Raw genomic sequence first — 26,023 nt, forward strand, 5'->3', positions numbered from 1 at the left:
CCAGATCTCCTCCAGAGAGCGGGACGAGACTGACCGTCGCCGCGGGTCGCGGCGCTCCGACGACTCGACGACCGGACCGACGCATGAACGCACTCCTCGGGCTCAGCCTCGTGTCGGGCCCCCTCGTGATCGGCGTGTACGCGGTCGCCGGGCTCTCCCTCCTCCTGCTGACGACCGCGTTCGCCAGGGCCCACCGCCACGGCCGGCGCCGGCGCCTCGTGCTCGCCGCCGCCGCCCTCGTCACCGGCACCCTCGCCGGAGCCGCCCTCGCCGCCCTGCTCGACGGCACCGACGGCCCGTTCGGCGTGGACTTCACCCCGGTGACCCGCGTCTGGGTCGGCCTCGGTCTCGGCGGGCTGCTGCTGGTCGCCGTCGTGCTGCTCCATGCGCTGGGCACCCGGCGGCTGCGCCGGGCTGTCGCCGCTCTCGGGGTCGGCGTGCTCGTGATCGCGACGGCGGCGATGACCGTGAACATCGACTTCGGGCAGTACCCGACCGTGCGCAGCGCGCTCGGCATCAGCCCCTACCCGACGATCAGCGATCCGATCGCCGTCCCCAGCGGCGACCACCCCAGTCTCGCGGAGTGGACCGCCCCCGCCGGGATGCCGTCCGTCGGCGCCGTCTCGACCGTGAGCATCCCGGGCACCACCTCGACGTTCGCCGCCCGGGACGCCGTGGTCTACCTGCCCCCTGCCGCGCTCGTCGACGACCCGCCGCTCCTGCCCGTGATGGTGATGCTCTCGGGGCAGCCGGGCTCCCCCTCCGATCCGCTCTCGACCGAGAACCTGCAGAAGTCGCTCGACGACTACGCCGCCGCGCACGCCGGACTCGCGCCGATCGTGGTCTCGCCCGATCAGCTCGGCGACCCGTCGGCGAACCCGATGTGCGTCGACTCCCCGCTGGGGAACTCGGCGACGTACCTCACCGTCGACGTGCCGAACTGGATCCGCAGCCACCTGCCGGTCGAGAGCGACGCGAGCGACTGGGCGATCGGCGGCCTCTCGCAGGGCGGCACCTGCGCGATCCAGCTCGGCGCGGGCTACCCGCAGCTGTTCGGCAACATCATCGTCGCCTCGGGAGAAATCGCGCCGACCCTCGGCGACGACGCGACCACCGTCGAGGAGGGCTTCGGCGGCAGCGCGGCGGCCTACGAGGCGGCCAAGCCCGCGAGCATCCTCGCGGAGAACGCGCCCTACGCCGACAGCTTCGCCCTGTTCGGAGTGGGAGCGGACGACACCTCGTTCGTCGCGGGCGTCAAGACGCTCTACGCCGACGCGAAGGCCGCGGGCATCGACGCGACCTACATGGAGGTCCCGGACAGCGCCCACGACAAGACGGCGTGGTCGGCGGTCTTCGACAGGGGGCTCGAGCTGCTGACCGCCCGCTGGAACCTCGTCCCCGCCTCCTGAGCGCCCGCCCGGCGGATCAGCGCTGGGGCCGCCGCGTCGACCACAGCGCCCACGCCACGAGCACGGGCTGGAACAGCAGTCGGACCGCGCGCTTGCGGTCGGTGTCGAGGCCGAAGGCGCTCGTGCGGGTCAGCCACTGCGAGATGTTGCCCGGGAAGATCGCCGTGAAGAAGGCCGCCGCGGCCGCTCCCGCCAGCGGGGCGCGGCGGCGCGCGAGCACGAGCGACGCGCCCAGGCCGATCTCGACGACTCCGGAGGCGAGCACCACGGTGTCCTTGTCGAGCGGCACCCACTCGGGCACCTGCGCCTGGAACTCCTCCCTCGCCCGGGTCAGGTGGCTCACCCCGGCGAAGAGGAGAGCGGAGCCGAGGAGCACCTTGGCGCCGGTGCGGAGGACGGGGATCGCGGAAGTCGACATGGCTTCCATCGTGGCGGTCCCGGCGGAGGCGCCCCGGGCGTCCGGGCGTTTTCGCACGAACGTGCTCGGAGCGGGCAGCCGGCCCGCAGGCGCGATCCCGCGCCGGTGTCCGAGGCTCGTCCTAGTCTGAGCGCGTGACAGACCGCATCCTCCTCCTCACCACCGGCGGCACGATCGACAAGGAGTACTCGCTCGCGGGCGAGCTCGAGATCGGCGAGCCGACCGCGCCGCGCCTGCTCGAGCCCGTCCTGTCGACGCTCGAGTTCCGCGTCGAGCGGGTCCTCGCGAAGGACAGCCTCGACCTCGACGACGCCGACCGCGCGCTGCTGCGCGAGCGGGTGCTCGGCGCTGAGGAGGACCGCATCGTGATCACCCACGGCACCGACACCATGACGGCGTCGGCCGAGGCGATCGGGACCGTGCGCGACCGCGTGGTCGTCCTCACCGGGGCGATGCAGCCCGCGCGGATGCGCGACAGCGACGCCGCCTTCAACCTCGGCGCCGCCGTCGCCGCCGTCCAGCTGCTGCCGCCGGGGGTCTACATCGCGATGAGCGGCCGAGTGCTGCCGGCCGGCTCGGTGGTGAAGGACCGCGCGGCCGGGGTGTTCCTCCCCGCATGAGTCGCGGCTACCGGCTGACGACCGCCGCGGGGCTGATCCTCGTCGTCTGCGGCGTCCGGGGGCTCGCGATCGCCGTCGAGTTCGGCGGCGACCGTGTGCAGGCGGCGGGGGGCGCCCTCGTCTTCCGCACCGACTCGTCCGCCTTCGATCTTCTGGCTCTGACCGCCCTCGCCGGGCTCGGCTGGCTCCTCGTCGGCATCGCGGTCAGCCGTCGCGGAGGCGTCTGGCGGTGGCTGGGCGTGCCGTCCGGGATCCTGCTCGCGGTGGCGGCGAGGCTCTGGCAGCCGCACGACTCCGGCCTGCTGCCCTTCGCCCTCGACCCGTCCGTCGCGGCCGACGCCGCGCTCCTGGCACTCGGCATCGCCGCCCTCTCGATCGGCGCTCTCGCGAGCGGCCTCGTCGTCGGCACCTGGCGTCGCGTCGCGGGCAGCGCCCTACTCCTCGGCGCGCTGAGCTCCGCTCTGATGCAGACGATGCCCCGCGACGAGCCGACTCCCGGCATCGCGCTCGCGACGGCCGCGCTCTCGCTCGGCGAACCGCTCATGATCGCGATCCTCGGAGTCGTCCTCATCGCCGGAGTGCAGAGCTCCCGGCGCCCTCCGCTCACCAGCGCGCGCCGAGTCGCCGTCCCCGAGGCCGTCGCGTGAGACGGCTCCTGCACTGGATCCTCCCGACAGCGGGCGTCGCCCTCATCGTGATCGGCGCGGTCGTCGGCGTCACGACGCCGAGCGCCGTCAGCTTCGGCTGGTTCGCGTACGCGCCGCTCTCGGAGACGACGTTCTCGCCCTCCGACGCCTTCGTCGTCACCCGCGGCCTCGCGACCGCCGGAGCACTCGTGGTGCTCGGAGCGCTCGTGCTGGCCTTCTCCGCCGGCCTGCTGCTCGGCCGCCGGCGGGACGAGTCACCGCCGCAGGCCTGACACTGCCGCTCGCCGACTCCGACGTCCTACCCTCGAGAGGTGGCTGCGATCTTCGACTCCCTCGACGAGAACCTGACGAGCTGGATCCGTGAGCAGCCGATGTGGTTCGTCGCGACCGCGCCGCTCGGAGCCGAGGGTCACGTCAACATCTCGCCGCGCGGCCTCGACTCGTTCTCGGTCCTCGGGCCTCACCGGGTCGGCTGGGTCGACTACACCGGCAGCGGAGTCGAGACGATCGCGCACCTCCGCGAGAACGGGCGCGTGTGCCTGATGTTCTCGTCCTTCGGGAGCCGCCCGCGGATCGTGCGGCTGCACGGGCTCGGCTCCGTCCACCTGCCCGGCTCGCCCGAGTTCGACGAGGTCGTGGCGCAACACCCCGAGAACCCCAGCACCCGCGCCGTCATCACGGTCGCACTCACCCGCATCAGCGACGCGTGCGGCTGGGGCGTCCCGGTGATGGAGCTGACCGCCGAGCGCGACCTCCTCCGCCTGCAGGCCGAGAAGAAGGGCCCGGACGGCATGGCCGAGTACCGCGCGACCCGCAACGCGCGGAGCATCGACGGGCTCCCGGGCTTCCCGGCGGAGGCCTGACAGCGGTGGCCGAGCAGGAGGAGCGCCCGCCGTCGATCCCCGAGGACGCCCAGGAACGAGCGGCCTTCATCGAGACCGCGATCCAGCAGGCGATCCGGCGCGGCGAGTTCGACGGGCTGCCCGGCGCGGGGAAGCCGCTCGAGGGTCTCGGCGAGAGCCACGATCCCGACTGGTGGATCCGCCGCAAGATCGAGCGTGAGAACCTCACCGGTCTCGGACCCGCGGCGTTCCTCCTCCGCGCCGAGGACCGCCGGCTGGACGGCGAGCTCGACCGCCTCGTCCGCGAGTCCGAGGTGCGCGCGGCGCTCGTCGACTTCAACCGCCGCGTCGTCGAGGCGCGTCGGCAGCTCCTCGGCGGACCGCCCGTCGTGACCGCGCTCCGCGACGTCGAGGCGGAGGTGGCCGCATGGTCCGAGCGGCGGGCGGCGCGCTCGCTCCCGGCCCCGCCTCCGCCGCCGACTCGACGACGCTGGTGGCGCCGAGCGCAACCCGAGTCCTGATCCGCCTCCGCTCCGTAGGCTCGGGACCATGACGGCATCACGGACGGACGTGCTCGTGGTCGGCGGCGGACCGGTCGGGGTCTTCCTCGGCGCCCTGCTCGCGACGAACGGCGTCGACGTGACGGTCTGGGAGCAGCGGACCGCCGTGCCGTCGGGGTCGCGCGCGATCGGCATCCACCCGCCGTCGCTCGACGCCCTGGCCGCCGTGGGTGCCGCGGATCCGATCCTCGCCGAGGGCGTGCGCGTGCGCGAGGGCGTCGCCCGGAGCCGCGGTCGCACCCTCGGCACGCTGTCGTTCGCGCGGGCCTCGAGCACGCATCCCTACGTCGTCACGCTCGACCAGTCGCGCTCGGAGGCGATCCTGCGCGACCGGCTGCGGGCCTCCTCCCCCGGCGCCCTGCGCACCGGCGTCGCGATCACCGGCCTGCAGCGCTCCGGCGACCACGTCGACGTCACGGGCGCCTCGGAGGGCGGCGGGACGGTGTCGATCCGCGCGTCGTTCGTCGTCGGCGCCGACGGGGCGCGCAGCACCGTGCGGGAGCTGCTCGGGATCGGCACCAGCGGCCGCGACTACGCCGACCGCTACGTGATGGGCGACTTCGCCGATCCGGAGCCGGCGTCGCGGGAGTCGTCGGCCCTGGTCGACGTCGGCCCCGACGGCGTCGTGGAGTCGTTCCCGCTGCCGGGCGCGCGCCGCCGGTACGTGGCGCTCCGGGGCGCCGAGCCGCTCGAGGATCCGTCGGGGGGCGCGGATCCGCAGGTAGCGGCGGCCCTCGCGGCCGTCGTGCGCTCGCGGACCGGCGCCGAGCCGGATCCGGCGACCTGCACCATGACCAGCGGCTTCGGCGTCCGGCGCCGCACCGCCGACCGCATCGGGATCGGCCGTGTGGTGCTGATCGGCGACGCCGCCCACGAGATCAGCCCGATCGGCGGCCAGGGCATGAACCTCGGCTGGCTCGACGCGGCCGAGCTCGCTCCCCTGCTCACCGACGCCGTCCGCGGTGGTGCCGCCGGGCCGTGGCCCGACTTCGCCCGCCGCCGCACGGTCGTCGCGCGCCGGGCGGCGCGCCAGGCGGAGGCGAACATGGCGCTGGGGCGCCCGGTTCGCGGCGTCGCCCGCGTGAGTCGCGAGGCGGGGCTCCGGGCGGCGCTGGCGCTCCCCTCCGCGGATCTGCTCGCCCGCGTCTACGCGATGCGCTGGTCCTGAGCTCTCAGGCCACCAGGCGTGCGCCCGAGAGGCCGAGCTCGACCACCAGCACGAGCGACGCGATGATCACCAGCCGGAACAGCGTCCTGCTCGGCGGCCCCGTCAGCACCAGGCGGATGCCCACGGCCGCGAGGACGATCACGACCACGGTCCCGGCGACCGCGAGGGCGACTCCGCCGCCGCGCACCGGCTCGTCGCCGACGACCTGGCCGACGAGCACGAGCACCGCCGCGATGACGAGCGAGCCGAACGCGACGATGCCCGACAGCCGGAGCCCGAGGCGGTGCGGGAACCCGCGGATGCCGGTCGCCGCGTCGTCGACGAGGTCGGGCAGGACGTTCGTGCAGTGGATCGCGACGCCGAAGACCGCTCCGGTCGCGATCGCCCACGCGGCCGGCAGCTGGTCGCCGCCCGCCGAGACCGCGACGACCGGCAGCAGGCCGAACGCGACGACGAACGGCACCACCGAGAAGGCCGTGCGCTTGAGCCCGGCGTCGTAGGCCCATCCCGCGCCGACGAGCACCAGGTGCGCCGCAGCGGCGATCGGCCCGAGGAAGAGGGAGAGCACGACGGCGATCGCCGCGGTGCCGACGGCGGCCGCCCGCACCTCGCCCACGCTGATGCGCCCGAGCGCGACCGGCTTGTCGGTGCGGCCCACGGCCCGGTCGCGGTCGGCGTCGATCCAGTCGTTCGCGAGGCCGATCGACAGCTGCCCGGCGACGACGGCGAGCGCGACGAGGAGCACGATCCCGGGAGCGTGGCCGGAGGCGACGGCGATCACGGTCGCCAGCACGGTCACGGTGACGGTCGGCCCGGGATGCGACGACGCCAGCAGCAGGCGCACCCGAGAGGTCATCGGGCCAGCCTACGGGCGCGGCTCTCCGCCGGCGATGCGCCTGCGCGCAGCCCGCTCGGTGAAGGCGTCGAGCGCCGCGATCATCCGGTCGGCGATCCAGATCCGATTGCGCCGGTGCGAGTCGGCCGGACGCAGGACCCCGCACTCGACGAGCGCATCCAGCGCTCGATACGCAGCCGGAGCAGAGATGCCCAGTCGCGAGCCGACCACGGGACCCGAGAGGACGGGCTGCTCGAGCGCGAGATCGGCGACGCGCCTGGCCGAGTGATCCGACCGGAGCCCCGCGAGCGCGTCCCGCCAGGTGCCTCGGATCCCCTCGATGTCCTCGGCGAGCTCCCGTCCGCTGCGGACCGCGAAGACCGAGGCATCGCTGAACGCCAGCACCATCGCGTCGACGTCGCCCTCTCGATACCGACCGAGCGCCGCGTAGTAGGCGTCGACGTCATGGAGCAGCCCGGCCGACACCGGCACGGTGACGGTTCGCGTGAGCCGGGCTGTCCGGAGCATCGCCTGGACGAGCGCTCGACCGGTGCGTCCGTTGCCGTCGGGGAACGGATGGATCGTCTCGAACTGCGCGTGCGCGATCGCGGAGTGAGCGAGCGCGGGCACATCGGATCGTGCGATGAACTCGATCAGGTCGTCCATGGCCGCCGGGACACGCTCGGGGATCGGCGGGACGAAACCCGCCTGGTGCGGGCTCACGCTCGATCCGCCGATCCACACCTGCTGGGAGCGGTAGGCGCCGGTCAGCTCGGGGGCGTGACCCGAGAGCAGCGCCGCGTGCATCGCGATGATGCCGTCGGAGTCGATGCCGTCGGTGAGCGCGAGCGCCGCCGTCATCGCCCGCACGTTGCGGACGATCAGGGCGGCGTTGCCGGTGTCGCGTTCACCGAGCTCGGTCTCGGCGATCGCCCGTGCGCCGCTCGTCAGGTTCTCGATCTGCGAGGAGGACGCCGACTCGCTGCGCAGGAGTATCGAGGCGAACGGCAGGACGGACGCGCCGAGCTCTGCGTCGAAGCGGGTCAGCAGCGCGGAGGCGTCGGCCGCCTCCGCCGCGACGGCAGGGCTGATCTGCACCGGCACGTCCGCGATCCGCGGCGGGATCGAGGCGGTGTACGGGCCTCGGCTGGCGTCCCACTGCCGTCGCGTCAGATCGTCGCGCCGGAGCTGCGAGGTCCACGGCACCGACTCGTGGTCGAGAGCGGGCCAGGCGGACATGTGAACAACGGTAGTCCTTGTTTGCCTTTCCGCGCTAAAAGTGAACAAGGGCCGCGCCTGATCACGGAATGCCCGGCACTCCGCCATCGTTGGGGCAACCGACACCGTCCCGAAGGGATCACATGGACATCGTGCGCTGGCTGTTCGACGCGCAGCTCGTCATCGGCGACCAGACGATCCTCTGGCGCGAGGTGATCGGCAACGTCTTCGGCCTGCTCAGCGCGCTCGGCGGTATGCGCCGGAAGGTCTGGGCGTGGCCGGTCGGGCTGATCGGCAACGTGCTGCTCTTCACCGTGTTCATGGGCGCACTGTTCGACACTCCGAACCCCGTGAACCTGCTCGGCCAGGCCGGGCGGCAGGTGATGTTCATCATCGTCAGCGTCTACGGCTGGTACCGCTGGACCCACCGACCCGAGGCGGCGACGGCCGCGATCGAGCCGCGGTGGGCCTCCTGGCGCACGCGGGGCCTGCTCGTGCTGGGCATGATCGGCGGCACGGCAGTGCTCACTCCGGTGTTCCGCGCCCTCGGCTCGTACGAGCCGGTGTGGAGCGACGCGTGGATCTTCGTCGGCTCGCTGCTCGCCACCTACGGGATGGCGAAGGGCTGGGTCGAGTTCTGGCTGATCTGGGTCGCGGTCGACCTGGTCGGCGTGCCGCTGCTGTTCTCGGCCGGCTACTACGCCTCCGGGCTGATGTACGTGTTCTACGGCGCGTTCACGCTGACCGGCTTCTTCGTCTGGCTCCGCCAGGCGCGCCGCTCCGTCCCGCCGATCGTGACGGTCGGCTAGAGGGCGGTCAGGCCAGGGCGCGCGTGCAGTCGGCGCACAAGCCGAACACGTCGACGACGTGGTGCGCCTCGGTGAAGCCGTGCTGCGCCGCGACGGAGCGGGCCCACGTCTCGACCTCGTCGGCCGCGATCTCGACCGTCAGCCCGCAGCGCCGGCAGATCAGGTGGTGGTGGTGCGTGCCCGGCGTGCAGGCCCGGTAGAGGCTCTCGCCCTCGGGCGACTGCAGCGAGTCGGCCTCGCCCTCGCCGGCCAGGTCCGACAGCGCCCGGTAGACCGTGGCGAGCCCGATCGGCGATCCGGAGGCGTGCAGCGCGCTGTGCAGCCCCTGCGCGCTCACGAAGTCGTCGCGCCCGGTCAGCGCCTCGCGCACGGCCTCGCGCTGCCACGTGTTGCGCTTGACCACCGGCGTTCCGTCCTTCTTCTCCACCCGACCCACGCTACGCGCCCACCCCGAGACGCGCGGTCCGTCGGACGCCCTTGCGTCCGATGATCCGGCAGACCACGTAGATCGTGAACGAGATCGTCGTCACGTAGGGGCTGATCGGCACGGAGCCGCCGAGCGCCAGCAGGATGCCGCCGACGAGCGCGCCGACGGCGAAGAGGACGCTGAGCAGCGGCACCACGACCGGCGACGCCGAGAGGCGCAGCGCCGCGGCGGCAGGAGTGACCAGGATCGCGAGCACGAGCAGCGAGCCGACGATCTGCACCGAGACGGCGACCGCGAGGCCCAGCAGCAGCATGAAGGCGATCGACAGCGCGCGCGTCGGGATCCCGCGTGCCGCGGCGACGTCGGCGTCGACGCTCGCGAAGGTCAGCGGGCGCCAGATCAGCGCGAGCCCGATGACGACCACGATCGAGATCGCGATCAGCCAGCCGAGCTGCGGGTCGTCGACGGCGACGATCTGCCCGGTCAGCAGGCCGAACTTGTTGGCGCTGCGGCCCGGGTAGAGCGCGAGGCAGAGGATGCCGAGGCCCAGGCCGAAAGGCATCAGCACGGCGATGATCGAATTGCGGTCGCGCGCCCGCGCGCCGAGCAGCCCGATCAGCAGGGCCGCCACGAGCGAGCCGATGATCGAGCCCTGCACGACTCCGACGCCGAGCAGGAGCCCCGCGGAGGCACCCGCGAACGACAGCTCGCTGATCCCGTGCACCGCGAAGGCCATGTCGCGCGACATCACGAAGACGCCGATGAGCCCGCCGACGACACCGAGGACGGCCCCGGCGATCACCGAGTTCATCAGCAGCGCGAGCAGCGCGCCGTAGTCCGAGAAGTCGAAGATCTGCGACCAGACGTCGTCGGTCATGCGCGCTCCTCCCTCTGCTCGTGCTCGTGCTCGTGGGCGTGGCTGTGGTCGGGGGCGCCGACCACGATCACGCGGCCGCGGGCGCGGATGACGTCGACGGGCGCGTCGTAGAGCTCGCTGAGCACCTCCGACCGCAGCACTTCGTCGGGGGTCCCGACGCGGAACCTGCCGCCGGCGAGGTACAGCACGCGGTCGACCATCCCGAGCACCGGATTCACGTCGTGCGTGACGAAGAGGACGCCGAGCTCCCGCTCGCGGCGGTGCCGGTCGATCAGCTCGCTCACCGCGCGCTGGTGCGCGAGGTCGAGCGAGATCAGCGGCTCGTCGCAGAGCAGGAGCGCGGGATCGCCCGCGAGGGCCTGTCCGACGCGGACGCGCTGCTGCTCGCCTCCGGACAGGCTGCCGATGGGGGCGTCGGCGAAGGCGGTGGCGCCGACCGCCTCGAGCAGCGCGTCGACCCGGGCGCGCCGCGAGCGCGAGGGCAGCGGGAGGCCGAAGCGGTGGCCGTCGATCCCGAGGCCGATCAGGTCGCGGGCCCGCAGCGGAGTGCCGTCGTCGGCGAGCTTCTGCTGCGGGATGTATCCGATGCGGCGGTTGCCGCGGTGCACCGGCGCACCGAGGACGCGCAGCTCGCCCTCGCTCAGCGGCTGCTGGCCGAGCACGGCCTTCAGCAGGCTCGTCTTGCCCGATCCGTTCGCGCCGAGCACCGCGACGAACTCGCCCGCCTGCACGTCGAGGTCGACGCCGCTCCACAGCTCGCGGTCGCCGAAGCGGAGCCCGGCGCCGCGCAGCTGCAGCACCGAAGGGCCCGCCTCCGAGGAGACGGGCCCCGAGGTCGGGTCGTCCTGTGTCACGACGAGACGGCTCCCTCGATGGCGTCGAGGTTCGCGGTCATCCAGCCGACGTACCCGCCGGCGTCGTCGGGCAGCGTCTCGGTGACGCCGACGGCCGGGACGCCGGCCGCCTCGGCGGCGTCGAGCAGCGCGTCGGTCTGGGCGCTCTCGGTCTGCTCGTTGTAGACCAGGGCGTCGACGGCCCTGCCCGGGAAGAGGGCGAGGGTGTCCTGGAGCGTGGTCGCGGGCACGTCGGTGCCCTCCTCGACCGCCTCGCTGAACGCCTCCGGAGTCGCGTTCACGAGACCCAGCGCGTCGGTCATGTAGAGCGGGACGGGCTCGGTGATCGCGATCGAGCGGCCGCCGAGAGCGCCCTTCAGCGACGCCTCCCGCTCGACGAGGGCGTCGATCTGCTCGTTCAGGGTCGCGACGTTCGCGGTGTAGGTCGAGGTGTTGCCGGGGTCGATGCTCGAGAGCTGGTCGCCGATCACGGTGACGACGTCGCGGACCGCGTCGAGGTCGTACCAGACGTGCTCGTTGAACGCGGCGTGCTCGTGGCCGTCGTCGGCGGCATCGGCCTCCTCGCCCTCGTGCTCGTGGTCGTGCTCGTCCTCGAGGCCGGCCGAGACGGTGGCGGTGATCACGGGCGCGTGGGAGGAGGAGGCGTCGAGCATGGTCTCGATGAACGGGTCGTAGCCGCCGCCGTTCTCGATCACGAGCGCGGCGCCGGAGAGCGCGAGCTGGTCGCGCGCAGTGGCCTCGTACTCGTGCGGATCCTTGTCGGGGCTGTCGATGATGCTGGTGACCTCGACGAGGTCGCCGCCGACGCTCGCGGCGAGGTCGCCGTAGACGTCGGTCGAGGCGACGATCTGCACGAGCCCGTCGGTCGCGGCGTCGGACGCGGCACCGGTGCCGGAGCACGCGGTCAGGGCGAGGACGGAGGCGCCGAGCAGGGCGGCGAGCGGGAGGGTGCGGGTCTTCACGGTGGGGAGCCAATCTAGGTCCGAGGCCGGACGGTCGGGGTGCCCACACGGTAGCGGCTATTGATAACGATTGTCAAAATCGCGAGCAGCGCCCGGTCGTGACGGTATGTGCTGTCTGCGATACAACGTTGTAGGTTGGGGCGATCCGAGCCGGCCGAGGAGGAACGTGGCGGTCACCCTGCACGACGTCGCCCGCGTGGCGGAGGTGTCGATCAAGACGGTCTCCAACGTCATCAACGACTACCCGCACATCCGCCCCGAGACGCGGGCGCGCGTCGAGGCGGCGATCGCCGAGCTGGGCTACCGCCCCAATCTCTCGGCGCGCAGCCTCCGTCGGGGGCGCACAGGAGTGATCGGGCTCGCCCTGCCCGAGCTGAGCCTCCCCTACTTCGCCGAGCTGGCCGACAGCGTGATGCGCGCCGCCGACCGGCGCGGGCTCACCGTCCTGATCGAGCAGACCGAGGGCGACCCCGCGCGCGAGCGCAGCGTCCTCACGAGCGCCCGCCGTCAGCTGACGGACGGGCTGCTCTTCAGCCCGCTCGGCCTCGGCAGCGCCGACGAGCCGGAGCTGGCCGTCGACTATCCGCTCGTGCTGCTCGGCGAGCGCATCTTCACCGACCGCGTCGATCACGTCACGATGCAGAACGTGGCCGCGGCCCGCGCCGCGACGGCGCACCTCCTCGCCTCCGGGCGCCGGCGGATCCTCGCCCTGGGGGCCCACGAGGGCGAGCAGGTCGGCTCCGCCCCGCTGCGCACGCAGGGCTACCGCGAGGCCCTGGAGGCGGCCGGCGTGGGCTTCGACGAGCGGCTGGTGGGCGCCTCCGGACCGTGGCACCGCGCGAACGGAGCGGCGGCGATGCGCCGGATCATCGCCTCCGGAGTCGCGTTCGACGCCGTCTTCGCCTTCAACGACACCCTCGCCCTCGGCGCGATCCGCGCCCTCCAGGACGCCGGCCTCCGCGTGCCCGCCGACGTGGCGGTGATGGGCTTCGACGACATCGACGAGTCGGCCTACTCGGTGCCGAGCCTCTCGAGCATCTCCCCCGGCCGCGACGAGATCGCGCAGACCGCCGTCGACGTGCTGCAGGCGCGCATCGACGGCACGGCGACGGCTCCGCCCCGTCGGCACGAGGCCGCGTTCACCGTGCAGGAGCGCGAGTCGACGGCCTCGAGCTGATCTCCGCTCAGGCGAGCGTCCGCGGCGCCCGGTACTCCCACGCGCCTCGGTCCGCCTCGCCGATCGGGCGCAGCACGCGCGCAGGCACTCCGCCGACGACGACCATCGGAGGCACGCTCGCCGTCACGACCGCCCCCGCGGCCACGACCGACCCCGCGCCGATCACGACGCCCGGCAGGAGGATCGCGCCCGCGCCGATCCACACGTCGTCCTCGATCGTCACGGGGGCCGAGAACTGGGTGCCGTCCGCGCGGAGCTCCGGGTGCACGGGGTGGCCCGTCGTGCTGATCGTGACGTTCGGGGCGATCATCACGCGATCGCCGATCACGACCTCGACGTCGTCGACCAGGGTGAGGCCGAAGTTCACGTAGACGTGATCGCCCAGGCGCACGCGGTTGCCGTAGGCGACGTGCAGCGGAGGCTCGATCCAGGCGCCCTCGCCGACCGCCTCGAACAGCTCGTGCAGCAGGCGCCGGCGCTCCTCGGCGTCGCGGGGGCCGGTCGCGTTGTACGCGTGGGCCAGCTCCTTGCCGCGGAGCCGCTCCTCCTCGAGCGCCTCGAGCCCCTCGCCGGAGTCGGTGTACAGCTCGTGGTGGTCCATCCGCCGGCGGACCTCGTGCTCGCGCGCGTCCATCGCGCCCCCTCTCGTCCGCCCCAGCGTGAGGGACGCCGACCCCGGAGGACGGTCGCGACACGGCGGCCCGGGCGGAGAGTCGACCGGCGGCACGTCAGTCGCAGGCGCAGATCTCGCGGCGGATCCAGTCGCCGGCGTCCGCGATCGCCAGCTCGCCGCGGCGCACGAGGCGGCTCCACTCGATCGCGCGGTGGGTCAGCCGGTCGTCGGCGCTGCCCGGGCGATCGCCACCGAGCGTGCGGAGGAACACGTGCGCGAGCCCGCCGCCGAGGAAGAGCGTCGCGCCGGCGACCCCGGCGAAGTGCCTCGCCTGGCCGCGGGTGTCGTCGTCGTAGGCGGGGGCGAATCCGCGGCCGCGGATCCGGTTGCGACCGCCGGTGGCCAGGTCGACGGGGCCGAGCAGCCCGCCCCTGATCCCCGCGATCTCGAGCGCGACCGCGTGGAGGAACGCCCGGGGCCGCGTCTCGCGCGACGCGATCGCGTCGACCCGGTCGGCGAGGAGTGCGCACGCGTCGATCGATCCCACGCCGTCCAGTACAGCACCTCGACGCTCTTGACACCGCCCCCGGCGACTCCCCATCATCGTTTCTACAACGTTGTCTCCATCGTTGTAGAGACGCTCCGAAAGGCTCCCCATGACCGACGCCCCCCGCGCCGCCGCCTCGGCGCGCATCACCCTCGACCCGGCCGCGGTGGTCGCTCCCGTGAACCCGCGCCTCTTCGGCTCGTTCGTCGAGCACCTCGGCCGCTGCGTCTACGACGGCATCTACGAGCCCGGGCACCCGACTGCGAACGAGGACGGCTTCCGCCTCGACGTCGTCGACCTCGTCAAGGAGCTCGGATCGACGACGATCCGCTACCCCGGCGGCAACTTCGTCTCGGGCTACCGCTGGGAGGACGGGGTCGGCCCGCGCGCCGAGCGCCCCCGCCGCCGCGACCTGGCCTGGCACTCGCTCGAGACCAACGAGGTCGGCCTCGACGACTTCGCCAAGTGGGCGAAGCTGACCGGCAGCGAGATCATGTACGCCGTCAACCTCGGCACCCGCGGGGTGATGGAGGCGCTCGACGTCCTCGAGTACGCGAACGGGTCCGCCGGCACCGCCCTCGCGGACCAGCGCATCGCCAACGGCACGGCGGAGCCGCACGACATCCGCATGTGGTGCCTCGGCAACGAGATGGACGGCCCCTGGCAGGTCGGCCACATGAACGCCGACGACTACGGCAAGCTCGCCTCCCGCACGGCCAAGGCCCTGAAGATCGCCGATCCGTCGCTCGAGCTGGTCGTCTGCGGCTCGTCCGGGTCGAGCATGCCGACCTTCGGCGAGTGGGAGCGCGTCGTCCTCGAGCACACCTACGACGACGTCGAGTACGTCTCGTGCCACGCCTACTACCAGGAGTACGGCGGAGACCTCGGCTCGTTCCTCGCCTCCTCGCTCGAGATGGAGTACTTCATCACCACGGTCGCCGCGACCGTCGACCACGTGAAGCACAAGCTGCGCAAGACGAAGGACATCAAGCTCTCGTTCGACGAGTGGAACGTCTGGTACCTCGAGGAGTGGCAGGCCAAGGAGACGGCCGACGCCGAGGGCGACCAGACCGCACGCGAGTGGGAGTACGCACCGCGCCTGCTCGAGGACGTCTACTCGGTCGCGGACGCGGTCGTCGTGGGCAACCTGATGATCACCCTGCTGAAGAACTCCGACCGCGTCACCTCGGCATCGCTCGCGCAGCTCGTCAACGTGATCGCGCCGATCATGACCGAGCCCGGAGGCGCCGCGTGGCGCCAGACCACGTTCTTCCCGTTCTCGACGACCGCGCGCCTCGCCTCCGGAGCCGTGCTCGAGCCCCGCATCGAGGTCGGCACCTACCCGACCGCCCGGCACGGCGAAGCGCCGCTGGTCGACGCCGTCGCGACGCTCGACGACGACCGCGCCGCCGTGTTCCTGGTCAACCGCTCGACCACGGAGGCGCTCGAGGTCTCGGTCGACGTGAGCGGCCTCGGCGTCTCGACGGTCGCGGAGGCGGTGGCCCTCTTCGACGAGGACCCCTACGCGAAGAACACGAAGGACGACCAGGAGCGCGTCGGCCTGCGCCCCGCCTCCGCGCAGCTGACCGACGGCGTGCTGACGCTGGCCCTGCCCCCGGTGTCGTGGACGGCGGTCGCGCTGACGGCCTAGCCGCACCTCCGGCTCGTCGAATCACGTTCGGCTCGTGGGAATCCTCGATTCCTGCGAGCCGAACGTGATTCTGCGAGCCGAAGTTCCGTCGGAGAAGGACGTGCGCCCGGCACCTCCCTCATGAGTAAGGCCGAGTGGCCGATTCCTCCCGATCGCGGGCGGTTCGAGGGATCCAGCCTTACTTGCGCGGCCGTCAGCGACGCGACGCCACCAGTTCCTGCAGATCGCCGACACCGCGCCCCGCCAGAGTCGGCCATATCGTCCGGTCGCCGCCCTCCTCGAGCTGCGCGTCGTGCGGCACCCCGATCGCGACGGCACCGGAGGCGACGGCCGCGGCCAGTCCCGTCGGCGAGTCCTCGATCGCCACGCACTGCGAGATGTCGACCCCGAGCCGCGCAGCCGTCAGGAGGTACGGCTCGGGATGCGGCTTGCCCCGCGTCACGTCGTCCCCGGTGACGACGGTCGCGAGGACCACTTCCGGGGCGAGCGCCTCGACGACGACCTGCGCGACCGAGCGCGATGATGTGGTGACGATCGCCTGCGGAACGCCTTCGCGGTGCACCTCGCGCAGCAGCTCCCGCGCCCCCGGCCGCCAGACGAGGCCGCTGCGCATCTCGGCGAGGACATCGTCCTCGAGCACCGCGGCCAGCGTGTCGTCATCGAGCTCGACGCCCGCCGCCTGCAGCGCGCTGACGGTCTGCTCCATCGTGCTGCCGATCAGCGCGAGCGCATCGGCCCGGGTCCAGGTGCAGCCGAACCGTGCGGCGAGCAGGCCCTGCGCCCGCACCCACACGGGTTCCGAGTCGACGATCGTCCCGTCCATGTCCCAGAGCACCGCGGCGATCACGAGGCGCTCCCCTCGTGGCGACGGGCACTGAGCACTCCCGCGAGCACGACGGCCACGACTCCGGCGATCGGCACCACCAGCAGCCCCACCCGCAGTCCCGCTCCGTCGGCCACCAGGCCCACGATCGGAGGCGACAGCAGGAAGCCGAGCCGCATCAGCCACGAGACGAGGGTCACCCCGGTCCCGGCGCGCAGCCCCGGGATCTCGTCGGCCTCGTGCATCGCGGCGGGCACCGTGGTCGCGAGCCCGAAACCGGCCGCTGCGAATCCGAGGATCGTGCCGGGAACGGACGGGAACAGCAGCGCCGCGCCCATCCCGGCCGCCGTGATCGCGCCGCCGACCCGCACCACCGTGCGCTGTCCGAAGCGGTCGACCAGCCGGTCGCCGAAGATCCGGCCGACGAACTGGGCGCCGACGAGAGCGACGAATCCGTAGGCTGCGACCGCCGCCGTGGCGCCGAGGTCGCCGTTCAGGTAGACGGCCGCCCAGGTCGAGGCCGCGTCCTCGACGAGCGTGCCCGCGATGGCGACGGCGACGAGCGCCGCGAGCACGAAGCCGACCCGCGCCGTGACGCGTCCGCGAACGGCCGGCGCCGCGCCGGGCTCGGACTCGTCGTCCTTCCCGGGGAGGCAGAAGCGCAGCGCCACGAGCGACACCACCGAGAAGAGCGCCCCCGAGATCAGGAGGTGGGTCGAGCGGGGGACGCCCAGCGCGATGGCGCCCGCCGCCATCGAGCCGCCGAGCACCGCGCCGATCGACCAGATCGCGTGGAAGGAGTTGATGATCGAGCGGCCGAAGCGCCGCTGCACGCGCAGCCCGTGCGTGTTCTGCGCCACGTCTGCGATCGCGTCGGTCGCGCCGGCGACGAGGAGGGCCGCCGCGAAGGCGAGGAGCGCGGGCGAGAACCCGGCGACGATCGTCCCGGCCGCCGTGAGGATCGTGCCCGCGACCGTGGTGCGCCCACTCCCGAACCGCCGGATCAGCGAACCGGCGGCGAGCCCCGCGAGGATCGCACCGGCCGGGAACGCCGCGATCGCGACTCCGTACGCCGCGTTGTCGAGCCCGAGGTCGGCCTTGATCTCGGGAAAGCGCGGGATGAGGTTGGCGAACAGCGCGCCGTTCGTGAGGAACAGCGCGGCCACGGCGCCGCGAGCGCGTCGGGCCTCGCGGGACGGAGGCGTGAGGTCAGTCATGTGTACGAACGTACACGCCATGTGTACGATCGTGCACATGGACCACTTCGCCGGAGACGACCGCACGAACCGCGAGCGGATGCTCGCCGGCGACCTCTACATCGCCGACGACCCCGAGAGCGCCCGCCTCGCCCAGCGCGCCGTCCGGCTCGCCGATGCCTACCACCGCGCGGCCGTCGACGACGAGGCCGCGGCCCGCCCGCTGCTCGACGAGCTGATCGGGTCGCTGGGCGACGGCGCGTTCGTGAAGCCTCCGCTGTTCGTCGACTACGGCGAGAACATCACGATCGGCGCGCGCACCTTCGTCAACTACCACCTCACCGCCCTCGACGTCGCAGCGATCACGATCGGCGAGGACTGCCAGATCGGCCCGAACGTGCAGCTGCTGACCCCGACGCACCCGGTCGCACCCGGCCCGCGCCGCGACAAGCTCGAGGCGGCGCTGCCGATCACGATCGGCGACAACGTCTGGCTGGGCGGCGGGGTCATCGTCTGCCCCGGAGTCAGCATCGGCGACGACAGCGTCATCGGAGCGGGGTCGGTCGTCACGCGCGACATCCCTGCCGGAGTCGTCGCCGTGGGCAACCCCGCCCGCGTCCTGCGGAGCATCGCCGAGTGAGCGCAGACCGGGCACCGCGGCGCACCGACCCGCAACGGCGCGACCGGATCATCGACGCCTGCCTCGACGTGATCGCGGAGGAGGGTGTCGCCGGGACCTCGCACCGTCGCGTCGCCGCCGCGGCCGACGTGCCGCTCGGGTCGATGAGCTACCACTTCGCCGGCATGGACGACCTGCTGCACGAGGCGTTCACGCGCTTCGCCGACACGGTCGCTGCGCAGACGAAACGCCGGATGGACGCCGCGGGCACCCCCGCCGAGGCGCGCCGGGCCGTGATCGACGTCGTCGTGCACGACATCTTCGGCAGCCGGCGCGAGCTCGTGCTCACCCACGAGCTCTACACGCTCGCCGCACGGCGGCCGGAGTACCGGGTCATCACTCACACCTGGATGGCGCGCTCCCGCGCCGCTCTCGAGCAGCACTTCGATCCGCTGACGGCGAGGATGATCGACGCGCTGACCGAGGGGCTGACGATCCACCGCGCGCTCGACGACCAGCCGGCCGACGACGCCGTCGTCGAGGAGGCGGTGCGCCGGATCATCGGCTGAACCGTACCCAGCCGCCCCTGTCAGAGTGGAGTGATGAGCGCACTCCCCGACCCACTCGCCTACGACCTCGACGAGCTGCGGAGCCGGGTGCTCGAGGAGAGCGGTGGCGTCGTCGACGACAGCATCCCCGAGCTCGCCGCCGCCGACCCGGATCTCTGCGCCCTCGCCCTGGCCCTCCCCGACGGCACGGTGCGCACGACCGCTCGGTCCGACGTCGCCTTCAGCATCCAGTCGGCCGTCAAGCCGTTCCTCTTCGCCCTGGCCCTGCTCGACACCGACGGCGAGGCGCTCGACCGCGTCGGCATCGAGCCGACCGGTGAGGCGTTCGACGCCCTGAAGCTCGAGACCGGAACCGGCCGCCCGCCGAACCCGATGGTCAACGCGGGCGCCCTGCTGACGGCCTCCCTGGTCGACGGAGGCGACGAGCGCGGCCGCAGCGCCCGCATCCTCGACGGACTGTCGGCTTTCGCCGGCCGGCCGCTCGAGGTCGACGAGAGCGTCGCCTGCAACGAGCACCTGCTCGGCGACCGCAACCACGCCCTGGCTCACCTCATGCGGGCGGAGGGGACCCTGCACCTCGGCGCGGACGACGCGGTCGCCGCCTACGCCCGAGCGTGCGCGGTGCTGGTCGACGCGGAGGCGCTCGCGGTGATGGGAGCGACGCTCGCTCTCGGCGGCGTGAACCCGCTGACGGGCGAGCGCGTGGTGCCCGCGGGAGTCGCCCGTGACGTCGTCTCGGTGATGGCGACCTGCGGGGTCTACGACGGCTCCGGCCGGTGGATGCGCGCCGTCGGCGTCCCCGCGAAATCGAGCGTCTCGGGAGCCGTCGTCCTCTCGGCCCCCGGCCGCCTCGGCGCGGCCGTGATCAGCCCGCCGCTCGACGCCCAGGGCACGAGCGTCCGCGGCGCCCTCGCGAGCGAGCTGCTGAGCACAGACCTCACCCTGCACTCGTTCGGCCCCGGCGCACACTGACCGTCGGCCGGATCCACCGCTCGCCTGACTGCCCGCGCGTCGCGCGATGAGCCGGCCCGCCTTCCTGCCTGCCTCCCTGCTGTTCGAGTAGCCCGCGAAGCGGGCGTATCGAGATCCACCAGCGTCAGAAGGCCTGGTCAGCAGCCTGATCTTCTGAAGCTGGCGGGTCTCGATATGCCCCTGCGGGGCTACTCGACCAGCATGCTGGGGCCGAGCACCCCGCTCGCAGCGACTGCCTGCCTCACCCCGACTCCGCGCCTACCGCCCAAGGCCGAGGTCACCGGCGAATCGCGTGTCAGCGATTCGTCGTACCGGGACGCGACCCGCTCTGCCGAACGCAATCACCCCGAAGAGCCGACCGCGGAGCGGATGACGACGCAGGAGGAATCCGCTCGATCGAGCGCGGCCGAGGTCACCGGCGAATCGCGTCCCAGCGATTCGTCGTACCGGTACGCGACCCGCTCTGCGATACGCACCCACCTGCGAGAGCCGACCGCGGAGCGGATGACGACGAAGGAGGAATGCGCTCAATCGAGCAGCAGCGCCGGCTCCTCCAGCACGCTGGCGACGTCGGCGACGAAGCGGCTGACGACGTCGCCGTCGACGACGCGGTGGTCGAAGGATCCGCCGACGGTGGTGACGAAGCGGGGGCGGACCTCGCCGTCGACGACCCACGGCTTCTGCTTGATCGTGCCGAGGGCGATGATCGCGACCTCGCCGGGGTTGAGGATCGGGGTGCCGGTGTCCATGCCGAAGACGCCGATGTTCGAGATCGTGATGGTGCCGTTCTGCATGTCGGCGGGCTGGGTCTTGCCGTCACGGGCGGCGAGCGTGAGCTGCTCGAGGGCGCCGGCGAGCTCGAGGAGGCTCATCGACTGGGCGTCCTTGACGTTCGGCACGATGAGGCCGCGCGGGGTGGCGGCGGCGATCCCGAGGTTCACGTAGTGGCGGACGATGATCTCGGAATCGGTCCACGCGGAGTTGACGGTGGGGTTCCTCCGCACCGCCCAGATGATCGCCTTCGCCATGATCAGCAGCGGCGACACCTTGACGCCGGCGAAGTCGGGCGAGTTCTTCAGGCGCTTGACGAACTCCATCGTGCGGGTCGCGTCGACGTCGACGAAGACGCTGACGTGGGGGGCCGTGAACGCGCTGTGCGACATCGCCGCGGCGATGGCCTTGCGGACGCCGCGGACGGGGATGCGCTCCTCGCGCGAGTCTCCCCACTCCGGGGTCTGGATGTTGCGGAAGACGCTGGCCTGCGAGGCGTGCCGGATGACGTCGTCGCGGGTGACCTCGCCGGCGAGGCCGGTCGCCTGCACCTCGAGGAGGTTCACGTCGAGGTCCTTGGCGAGCTTGCGGATCGGCGGCTTCGCGATCACCGGGAGCGCGGCGGCGGCGGGCACGGACGCGGGGCGCGCGGGCGCGGCGGGACGCGCGGGCGCCTCCGGAGCGGGAGCGCCGGTGCGGCGGCGGCGGGTCGCGACGTGGCCGCCGGCGGTGCCGTAGCCGACGAGAGCGGCTCCCGACCCCTCGCCGGGCTCGGTGGTCGAGGGCGCGGGCGGAGCGGCGGGCGCGGCCTGCGCGGGCATCGCCGGGATCTCGGATCCGACCGTTCCGGCGCCCGAGGTGACCGTGATGATCGGCGTGCCGACGTCGACGGTCTGACCCTCGTCGACGAGCACGTCGACGACGGTGCCGCTGAACGGCGAGGGCAGCTCGACGAGCGACTTCGCGGTCTCGATCTCGACGAGCACCTGGTTGACGGCCACCTCGTCGCCGACCTTGACCTTCCAGGCGACGATCTCGGCCTCGGTGAGGCCCTCGCCGACATCGGGGAGGAGGAACTGCTCTGTCATCGTCGGGACTCCTGGCTGTGCCGGTCGTTCATGAAGTGGGGGGCGCGTCAGTACGCGAGCGAGCGGTCGACGGCCTCGAGCACGCGGTCGACATCGGGGAGGAAGAGCTTCTCGACCTTGGCGGGCGGGAAGGGGGTGTCGAATCCGGCGACCCGCAGGACGGGGGCCTCGAGCGAGTAGAAGGCCTTCTCGGTGACGGTCGCGGCGATCTCGGACCCGAGACTGACGTTCGCCGAGGCCTCCTGGGCGACCACGAGCCGGCCGGTCTTCCGCACGGAGGCGAGCAGCGGCTCCCAGTCGATCGGCGACAGCGAGCGCAGGTCGACGACCTCGACGCTCGTGCCCTCCTCGCCCGCGAGCTGGGCGGCCTGGAGCAGCACCGACACCATCGGTCCCCAGCCGACCAGCGTGACCTCCTCGCCCTGGCGGACGACGCGCGAGGCGTGCAGCGGGGCGGCGGAGGAGCGCAGGTCGACGTCGCCCTTGGGCCAGTAGCGGCTCTTGGGCTCGAAGAACATCACCGGGTCGTCCGAGGCGATGGCCTCCTGGATCATCCAGTACGCGTCGTTCGGAGTGGACGGGCTGACGGCGCGGAGCCCCGCCGTGTGGGCGAAGTAGGCCTCGTTGCTCTCCTGGTGGTGCTCGACGGCGCCGATGTGCCCGCCGTAGGGCACCCGGATGACGACGGGCATCGTGAGGCCGCCCTCGTGCCGGTTGGTCATCTTGGCCAGCTGCGAGGTGATCTGGTCGAACGCCGGGTAGATGAAGCCGTCGAACTGGATCTCGCAGACGGGCCGGAACCCGCGCATCGCGAGTCCGATCGCCGTGCCGACGATGCCCGACTCGGCCAGCGGAGTGTCGAGCACGCGCTTCGGGCCGAACTCGGCGTGCAGGCCCTCGGTGATGCGGAACACTCCGCCGAGCGGGCCGATGTCCTCGCCCATGAGCAGGACGCGGTCGTTCTCGGTCATCGCGCGGCGGAGGCCGGCGTTGAGCGCCTTGGCCATGGACATCGACTCCAGCTGCACCTCGGTGAGGGGTGCCTGGGTCGTGGTGGTCCTCGTGTCGATCGTCATCGCGGGTCGCCTCCGAAGGACTCCTCGTAGCGGTGGAGCCAGGCCTTCTGCTCGGCGACCTGGGGGTGCGGCTCCGAGTACACGTGATCGAAGATCACGTCGGCCGGCGGAGCCTCGAGTGCGAGGAGCCTCCTGCGGATGTCGGCGGCGTAGTCCCTCGCCTCCTCGTCGACCTCGTCGAAGAACGACTGGGGCGCGCCCTCCGTGCGGAGGTACGCGGCGAAGCGGGTGATCGGGTCCTTCGCGACCCACGAGGCGAGCTCGTCGTCGGTGCGGTACTTCGTCGGGTCGTCGCTCGAGGTGTGCGCGCCGATGCGGTAGGTGAGGGCCTCGATGAACTGGGGGCCGCCTCCGGATCGCGCGTCCTGCAGGTGCTGGGCCGTGACGGCGTAGCTGGCGAGCACGTCGTTGCCGTCGATCTGGACCCCGGGGATGCCGAAGCCGGAGGAGCGGAGGTAGAGCGGGCTGCGGGACTGCGTCGCGACCGGCACCGAGATCGCGTAGTGGTTGTTCTGGAGGAAGAAGACCTCGGGCGCCTGGTAGCTGGCGGCGAAGACCATCGCCTCGCTGACGTCGCCCTGGCTGGAGGCGCCGTCGCCGAAGTAGACGACGACCGCGGCGTCCTTCTCGGGGTCGCCGGTGCCGGTCGCTCCGTCGAGGGTGAGGCCCATCGCGTAGCCGGTCGCGTGCAGCGCCTGCGAGCCGAGGACGAGCGTGTAGAGGTGGAAGTTGCCGTTGGCCGGGTCGGCCGGGTCCCAGCCGCCGTGGCTCACTCCGCGCAGCAGTGCGAGGACTCCGAGGAGGTCGATGCCGCGGATCTTGCCGACGACGTGCTCGCGGTAGGAGGGGAACACGTGGTCCTGCGGCCGCATCGCGAACGCGGAGCCGACCTGTGCCGCCTCCTGCCCGTGACTCGGCACCCAGAGCCCGAGCTGCCCCTGCCGCTGCAGGTTCGCCGCCTCGATGTCGAACCGGCGGACGACCGCCATCTCGCGGTAGAAGGAGCGGTGCTGCTCCTCGCCGATCCCGTCGAGCTGGGACGCGTACTGCTCGGCAGCGGGGGTCGGCGAGAAGCGACCGTCCGCGGTGAGGAACTGGACCGTCGGCGACTGCGTGCTGGTGGCTACCACCCGACTAACCTATCCGCCTGGCCGGATGACCCTCGGGGAGGGACCCGACAATGTGCGACGCCGCGGAGAGGAGCTTCTCGACAGAACTCTGCCCGCCGATCGAGACGCGGATGCCCTCGGGAGGGAACGCCCTGACCACGACTCCGGCCCGCTCGAACACCCCGGCGGCCCACTCCGTCTCGTCGCGGGTGTCGAACCAGAGGAAGTTCGCCTCGGACTTCGGGAGCGTCCAGCCCTGGTCGAGCAGTGCCTGCCAGAGCTCGTCTCGCAGCTGCACGATGCGGTGCACCCGCTCGAGCAGCTCGTCGCGGTGCTCGAGGGAGGCGATGGCGGCCGTCTCGGCGAAGCGGGTCACCGAGAGGGGGATCGCGGTCGATCGGGCGGCGTCGAGGATGCGCGGGTGCCCGATCGCGTAGCCGACGCGGAGTCCGGCGAGGCCGTACGCCTTGGAGAAGGTGCGCGCGACCACCAGGTTGGGGTGGCGGCCGAGGAGCGTCGCGCCGTCGACCGCGCGGTCGTCGCGCACGAACTCGGCGTAGGCCTCGTCGAGGAGGACGAGGACGTCGGCGGGCACGCGCTCGAGGAACGCGGCGACGTCGTCGGCCGTCGCGACCGTGCCGGTGGGGTTGTTGGGGCTGCAGACGATGACGAGTCGCGTGCGCTCGGTGATCGCCTGCGCCATGGCGTCGAGGTCGTGGGTGTCGTCGGCGCGGAGCGGGACCCGGACGCTCGTGGCGCCGGCGGTGGTGACCAGCGAGGGGTAGGCCTCGAACGAGCGCCACGCGTAGACGACCTCGTCGCCCACTCCGGCGGCCGCGCTGATCAGCTGGGCGATGACGGCGACGGATCCGGCCCCCACGATCACCTCGTCGATGCCGACGCCGTAGCTCTCGGCGAGCGCCGTCCGCAGGGCGGTCGCCGCCGCGTCGGGGTAGCGGTTGAAGTCGTCGACCCCGCGCACGCGCTCGAGCACCGAGGGCAGCGGATCGAACGGGTTCTCGTTCGAGGAGAGCTTGAACGCATCGGCCGAGGCGGCGCGGCCCTGCCGGTAGGCCGGGAGCGCGAGGATCTCGGGGCGGAGTCGGACGGGAGGCCCCTGCTGGTCGGTCACCCGCCCCATGCTAGGCCGAGGGGCCGACAGGGGGCGGGCGCGCTCGGCGCGAGGGTCACGATCGGGTGTCGGATGCCTCCTGTCCCCCTTCGAGGGGCGCCCGCCGGCGATCCCCCCGATTAGGGTTCGAGCATGCGGAGTCGAGGGCGAGCCGAGCGGCGACGCCCTGTGCGTCCGTCCCTCTCCCGCGCCTCCGCCGCGATCGTCGTCGCGGCGATGATCTCCGGCGCCCTCGCGTCCTGCTCTCCCGCCACCGACCGCGCGGAGCCGACACCGAGCCCGCGCGTGGTCGCCGTCGAGGTGGCGGCCAGCGCCGAGTTCACGGCGGCGAAGGACGCGGGCCTCGCGACCCGGGACGACGCCCTCGCGCTCCTCACGGCGACGGACGCGACCGTCACGGGCGCCCTCCGCGGCACCCTGCTCTCGGCGCTCACCGGGCTCAACTCCGCGCTCGGCGGCGTCTCGGCCGACGCGATCACCGAGGCGACGACGGCGACGACGGAGGCGGCACTCGCCCTCGCCGATCGCGTGCGCGGTCTCGGCGAGGCGACGCTCGCCTCCGGCCGCGGCTCGACCGCCCGACGCACCGCACTCTCGGCCGCGATCGACCGGCTCGAGACGGCCGTCGAGGCGCGCTCGGGCCTCGCCGCCGCCGCGGCGGACGTGCTCGAGGCGCGCGACCCGCTGATCCCGCCTCCGGGCAGCGGCGGTGGCCCGCCCCCGCCGCAGGCCACCCAGCCGCCGGCTCCGGCCCCGAGCGCCCCCGCGGAGACCGCACCGCCCGCGGCGCCCGCGCCGATCGAGCAGCCGCCGGCCCCGGCTCCCGCTCCGCCCCAGGCCACCATCCGTCCTGCGCCGCCCGCGGTCCCGACGCCGCCCGCACCCGAGCCCGAGCCCGAACCGGAGCCCGAGCCGTCCTCCCTCCCCGGCCCCGACTGCAGCACCGACCCCGACCTCTGCGCACCGGCGCCGACCCCGTCGATCGACGACCCCGTCACCTGAGCTCCGGCTCGCGGTCACCGCGCCGTGCCGGG

29 protein-coding genes are annotated in these 26,023 nt (G+C 72.8%); 14 read left to right on the forward strand and 15 right to left on the reverse strand.

What is annotated here, in order from left to right:
• Positions 1–83 precede the first annotated feature (83 nt).
• Positions 84–1,409, forward strand: coding sequence for an alpha/beta hydrolase (locus tag GRS96_RS20770; RefSeq protein WP_159987396.1), 1,326 nt, complete (start codon positions 84–86; stop codon positions 1,407–1,409).
• Between the two features lie 16 nt (positions 1,410–1,425).
• On the opposite strand, the gene GRS96_RS00190 is transcribed toward GRS96_RS20770, so the two are convergent.
• Positions 1,426–1,827, reverse strand: a complete 402-nt coding sequence (locus tag GRS96_RS00190) for a DoxX family protein (RefSeq protein ID WP_204162004.1) — start codon at positions 1,825–1,827, stop codon at positions 1,426–1,428.
• A 134-nt stretch (positions 1,828–1,961) separates the two neighbouring features.
• Here GRS96_RS00190 and GRS96_RS00195 point away from each other — a divergent pair, with 134 nt between their 5' ends.
• Genes GRS96_RS00195 through GRS96_RS00220 form a run of 6 tightly spaced genes read left to right on the forward strand, consistent with a single transcriptional unit; the run spans position 1,962 to position 5,664 of the window.
• Positions 1,962–2,447 (forward strand): asparaginase domain-containing protein, encoded by a 486-nt coding sequence (locus GRS96_RS00195; protein WP_159853171.1) that lies wholly within the window; start codon positions 1,962–1,964, stop codon positions 2,445–2,447.
• Positions 2,444–3,094 carry a hypothetical protein gene (locus GRS96_RS00200; RefSeq protein WP_159853173.1) on the forward strand — a complete coding sequence of 217 codons (651 nt, stop codon included), beginning with the start codon at positions 2,444–2,446 and terminating at the stop codon, positions 3,092–3,094. The genes GRS96_RS00195 and GRS96_RS00200 overlap by 4 nt, the downstream gene beginning before the upstream one ends.
• Entirely contained in the window at positions 3,091–3,366 is a 276-nt protein-coding gene (locus GRS96_RS00205) for a hypothetical protein (RefSeq protein ID WP_159987397.1), read from the forward strand. Before GRS96_RS00200 ends, GRS96_RS00205 begins: the two co-directional genes overlap by 4 nt.
• Before the next feature lie 39 nt (positions 3,367–3,405).
• On the forward strand, positions 3,406–3,957 hold the full coding sequence (locus tag GRS96_RS00210; RefSeq protein ID WP_159853177.1) for a pyridoxamine 5'-phosphate oxidase family protein: 552 nt from the start codon (positions 3,406–3,408) through the stop codon (positions 3,955–3,957).
• On the forward strand, positions 3,954–4,457 hold the full coding sequence (locus tag GRS96_RS00215; protein ID WP_159853307.1) for a J-domain-containing protein: 504 nt from the start codon (positions 3,954–3,956) through the stop codon (positions 4,455–4,457). The genes GRS96_RS00210 and GRS96_RS00215 overlap by 4 nt, the downstream gene beginning before the upstream one ends.
• A 28-nt stretch (positions 4,458–4,485) precedes the next feature.
• Positions 4,486–5,664 (forward strand): FAD-dependent oxidoreductase, encoded by a 1,179-nt coding sequence (locus GRS96_RS00220; protein ID WP_159987398.1) that lies wholly within the window; start codon positions 4,486–4,488, stop codon positions 5,662–5,664.
• A 4-nt stretch (positions 5,665–5,668) separates the two neighbouring features.
• Here the strand turns inward: GRS96_RS00220 and GRS96_RS00225 are convergent, their stop codons facing one another.
• Both GRS96_RS00225 and GRS96_RS00230 read right to left on the reverse strand, forming a co-directional pair.
• Complete coding sequence (locus GRS96_RS00225) at positions 5,669–6,520, reverse strand: UbiA family prenyltransferase (protein WP_159853181.1); 852 nt, start codon at positions 6,518–6,520, stop codon at positions 5,669–5,671.
• A gap of 9 nt (positions 6,521–6,529) precedes the next feature.
• Positions 6,530–7,738 (reverse strand): Fic family protein, encoded by a 1,209-nt coding sequence (locus GRS96_RS00230; RefSeq protein WP_159987399.1) that lies wholly within the window; start codon positions 7,736–7,738, stop codon positions 6,530–6,532.
• Between the two features lie 122 nt (positions 7,739–7,860).
• Between GRS96_RS00230 and pnuC the strand changes: the two genes are divergently transcribed.
• A complete protein-coding gene (gene pnuC, locus GRS96_RS00235) occupies positions 7,861–8,526 on the forward strand; it encodes a nicotinamide riboside transporter PnuC (protein ID WP_159853185.1) in 666 nt (221 codons plus the stop codon).
• A 7-nt stretch (positions 8,527–8,533) separates the two neighbouring features.
• Here pnuC and GRS96_RS00240 read toward each other — a convergent pair whose 3' ends face one another.
• The 4 genes from GRS96_RS00240 to GRS96_RS00255 are packed head-to-tail and all read right to left on the reverse strand — an operon-like array spanning position 8,534 to position 11,646.
• Positions 8,534–8,929 (reverse strand): Fur family transcriptional regulator, encoded by a 396-nt coding sequence (locus GRS96_RS00240; RefSeq protein WP_159853309.1) that lies wholly within the window; start codon positions 8,927–8,929, stop codon positions 8,534–8,536.
• 34 nt (positions 8,930–8,963) lie between these two features.
• On the reverse strand, positions 8,964–9,830 hold the full coding sequence (locus GRS96_RS00245; protein ID WP_159987400.1) for a metal ABC transporter permease: 867 nt from the start codon (positions 9,828–9,830) through the stop codon (positions 8,964–8,966).
• Entirely contained in the window at positions 9,827–10,684 is an 858-nt protein-coding gene (locus GRS96_RS00250; protein WP_204162005.1) for a metal ABC transporter ATP-binding protein, read from the reverse strand. The genes GRS96_RS00245 and GRS96_RS00250 overlap by 4 nt, the downstream gene beginning before the upstream one ends.
• A complete protein-coding gene (locus GRS96_RS00255) occupies positions 10,681–11,646 on the reverse strand; it encodes a metal ABC transporter substrate-binding protein (RefSeq protein WP_159987401.1) in 966 nt (321 codons plus the stop codon). The genes GRS96_RS00250 and GRS96_RS00255 overlap by 4 nt, the downstream gene beginning before the upstream one ends.
• 166 nt (positions 11,647–11,812) lie before the next feature.
• Between GRS96_RS00255 and GRS96_RS00260 the strand changes: the two genes are divergently transcribed.
• Positions 11,813–12,823: a LacI family DNA-binding transcriptional regulator gene (locus GRS96_RS00260; protein WP_159987402.1), complete on the forward strand. Its 1,011-nt coding sequence runs from the start codon at positions 11,813–11,815 to the stop codon at positions 12,821–12,823.
• Between the two features lie 7 nt (positions 12,824–12,830).
• Here the strand turns inward: GRS96_RS00260 and GRS96_RS00265 are convergent, their stop codons facing one another.
• Positions 12,831–13,457 (reverse strand): sugar O-acetyltransferase, encoded by a 627-nt coding sequence (locus GRS96_RS00265; protein WP_159987403.1) that lies wholly within the window; start codon positions 13,455–13,457, stop codon positions 12,831–12,833.
• Positions 13,458–13,551: 94 nt separating this feature from the next.
• A complete protein-coding gene (locus GRS96_RS00270; RefSeq protein ID WP_159987404.1) occupies positions 13,552–13,983 on the reverse strand; it encodes a hypothetical protein in 432 nt (143 codons plus the stop codon).
• Positions 13,984–14,092: 109 nt separating this feature from the next.
• On the opposite strand from GRS96_RS00270, the gene arfA reads away from it, so the two are divergent.
• Positions 14,093–15,634 (forward strand): arabinosylfuranosidase ArfA, encoded by a 1,542-nt coding sequence (arfA, locus tag GRS96_RS00275; protein ID WP_159987405.1) that lies wholly within the window; start codon positions 14,093–14,095, stop codon positions 15,632–15,634.
• Positions 15,635–15,827: 193 nt separating this feature from the next.
• Here arfA and GRS96_RS00280 read toward each other — a convergent pair whose 3' ends face one another.
• Both GRS96_RS00280 and GRS96_RS00285 read right to left on the reverse strand, forming a co-directional pair.
• Positions 15,828–16,481, reverse strand: a complete 654-nt coding sequence (locus GRS96_RS00280) for an HAD family hydrolase (RefSeq protein ID WP_159987406.1) — start codon at positions 16,479–16,481, stop codon at positions 15,828–15,830.
• Positions 16,478–17,674: an MFS transporter gene (locus GRS96_RS00285; RefSeq protein WP_159987407.1), complete on the reverse strand. Its 1,197-nt coding sequence runs from the start codon at positions 17,672–17,674 to the stop codon at positions 16,478–16,480. Before GRS96_RS00285 ends, GRS96_RS00280 begins: the two co-directional genes overlap by 4 nt.
• Positions 17,675–17,705: 31 nt before the next feature.
• Between GRS96_RS00285 and GRS96_RS00290 the strand changes: the two genes are divergently transcribed.
• Genes GRS96_RS00290 through glsA form a run of 3 tightly spaced genes read left to right on the forward strand, consistent with a single transcriptional unit; the run spans position 17,706 to position 19,813 of the window.
• Positions 17,706–18,293: a sugar O-acetyltransferase gene (locus GRS96_RS00290; RefSeq protein WP_159989194.1), complete on the forward strand. Its 588-nt coding sequence runs from the start codon at positions 17,706–17,708 to the stop codon at positions 18,291–18,293.
• Complete coding sequence (locus GRS96_RS00295) at positions 18,290–18,841, forward strand: TetR/AcrR family transcriptional regulator (RefSeq protein ID WP_159987408.1); 552 nt, start codon at positions 18,290–18,292, stop codon at positions 18,839–18,841. Before GRS96_RS00290 ends, GRS96_RS00295 begins: the two co-directional genes overlap by 4 nt.
• 33 nt (positions 18,842–18,874) lie before the next feature.
• Positions 18,875–19,813, forward strand: a complete 939-nt coding sequence (glsA, locus tag GRS96_RS00300; protein WP_159853203.1) for a glutaminase A — start codon at positions 18,875–18,877, stop codon at positions 19,811–19,813.
• Between the two features lie 527 nt (positions 19,814–20,340).
• Here glsA and GRS96_RS00305 read toward each other — a convergent pair.
• From GRS96_RS00305 to GRS96_RS00320, 4 genes are read right to left on the reverse strand one after another with little or no spacing between them, the layout of a single operon-like run.
• On the reverse strand, positions 20,341–21,672 hold the full coding sequence (locus tag GRS96_RS00305; protein WP_159987409.1) for a dihydrolipoamide acetyltransferase family protein: 1,332 nt from the start codon (positions 21,670–21,672) through the stop codon (positions 20,341–20,343).
• Positions 21,673–21,719: 47 nt separating this feature from the next.
• A complete protein-coding gene (locus GRS96_RS00310) occupies positions 21,720–22,685 on the reverse strand; it encodes an alpha-ketoacid dehydrogenase subunit beta (RefSeq protein WP_442966630.1) in 966 nt (321 codons plus the stop codon).
• Positions 22,686–22,744: 59 nt separating this feature from the next.
• A complete protein-coding gene (locus tag GRS96_RS00315; RefSeq protein ID WP_159987411.1) occupies positions 22,745–23,878 on the reverse strand; it encodes a thiamine pyrophosphate-dependent dehydrogenase E1 component subunit alpha in 1,134 nt (377 codons plus the stop codon).
• 4 nt (positions 23,879–23,882) lie between these two features.
• Positions 23,883–24,998 carry a histidinol-phosphate transaminase gene (locus tag GRS96_RS00320; RefSeq protein WP_159987412.1) on the reverse strand — a complete coding sequence of 372 codons (1,116 nt, stop codon included), beginning with the start codon at positions 24,996–24,998 and terminating at the stop codon, positions 23,883–23,885.
• A 159-nt stretch (positions 24,999–25,157) separates the two neighbouring features.
• Between GRS96_RS00320 and GRS96_RS00325 the strand changes: the two genes are divergently transcribed.
• Complete coding sequence (locus GRS96_RS00325; protein ID WP_159987413.1) at positions 25,158–25,991, forward strand: hypothetical protein; 834 nt, start codon at positions 25,158–25,160, stop codon at positions 25,989–25,991.
• Positions 25,992–26,023 lie beyond the last annotated feature (32 nt).

It is taken from the genome of Rathayibacter sp. VKM Ac-2803 (assembly GCF_009807175.1).
In the GTDB taxonomy this organism is placed as follows: domain Bacteria; phylum Actinomycetota; class Actinomycetes; order Actinomycetales; family Microbacteriaceae; genus Rathayibacter.

Excerpts from the sequence above, each read along its gene's own strand:
- GRS96_RS20770 (WP_159987396.1), top strand. The coding sequence starts at position 84 with ATGAACGCACTCCTCGGGCTCAGCCTCGTGTCGGGCCCCCTCGTGATC.
- GRS96_RS00190 (WP_204162004.1), bottom strand. The coding sequence starts at position 1,827 with ATGTCGACTTCCGCGATCCCCGTCCTCCGCACCGGCGCCAAGGTGCTC.
- GRS96_RS00200 (WP_159853173.1), top strand. The coding sequence starts at position 2,444 with ATGAGTCGCGGCTACCGGCTGACGACCGCCGCGGGGCTGATCCTCGTC.
- GRS96_RS00220 (WP_159987398.1), top strand. The coding sequence starts at position 4,486 with ATGACGGCATCACGGACGGACGTGCTCGTGGTCGGCGGCGGACCGGTC.
- GRS96_RS00225 (WP_159853181.1), bottom strand. The coding sequence starts at position 6,520 with ATGACCTCTCGGGTGCGCCTGCTGCTGGCGTCGTCGCATCCCGGGCCG.
- GRS96_RS00230 (WP_159987399.1), bottom strand. The coding sequence starts at position 7,738 with ATGTCCGCCTGGCCCGCTCTCGACCACGAGTCGGTGCCGTGGACCTCG.
- pnuC (WP_159853185.1), top strand. The coding sequence starts at position 7,861 with ATGGACATCGTGCGCTGGCTGTTCGACGCGCAGCTCGTCATCGGCGAC.
- GRS96_RS00245 (WP_159987400.1), bottom strand. The coding sequence starts at position 9,830 with ATGACCGACGACGTCTGGTCGCAGATCTTCGACTTCTCGGACTACGGC.
- GRS96_RS00265 (WP_159987403.1), bottom strand. The coding sequence starts at position 13,457 with ATGGACGCGCGCGAGCACGAGGTCCGCCGGCGGATGGACCACCACGAG.
- arfA (WP_159987405.1), top strand. The coding sequence starts at position 14,093 with ATGACCGACGCCCCCCGCGCCGCCGCCTCGGCGCGCATCACCCTCGAC.
- GRS96_RS00285 (WP_159987407.1), bottom strand. The coding sequence starts at position 17,674 with ATGACTGACCTCACGCCTCCGTCCCGCGAGGCCCGACGCGCTCGCGGC.
- glsA (WP_159853203.1), top strand. The coding sequence starts at position 18,875 with ATGAGCGCACTCCCCGACCCACTCGCCTACGACCTCGACGAGCTGCGG.
- GRS96_RS00305 (WP_159987409.1), bottom strand. The coding sequence starts at position 21,672 with ATGACAGAGCAGTTCCTCCTCCCCGATGTCGGCGAGGGCCTCACCGAG.
- GRS96_RS00310 (WP_442966630.1), bottom strand. The coding sequence starts at position 22,685 with ATGTCCATGGCCAAGGCGCTCAACGCCGGCCTCCGCCGCGCGATGACC.
- GRS96_RS00320 (WP_159987412.1), bottom strand. The coding sequence starts at position 24,998 with ATGGGGCGGGTGACCGACCAGCAGGGGCCTCCCGTCCGACTCCGCCCC.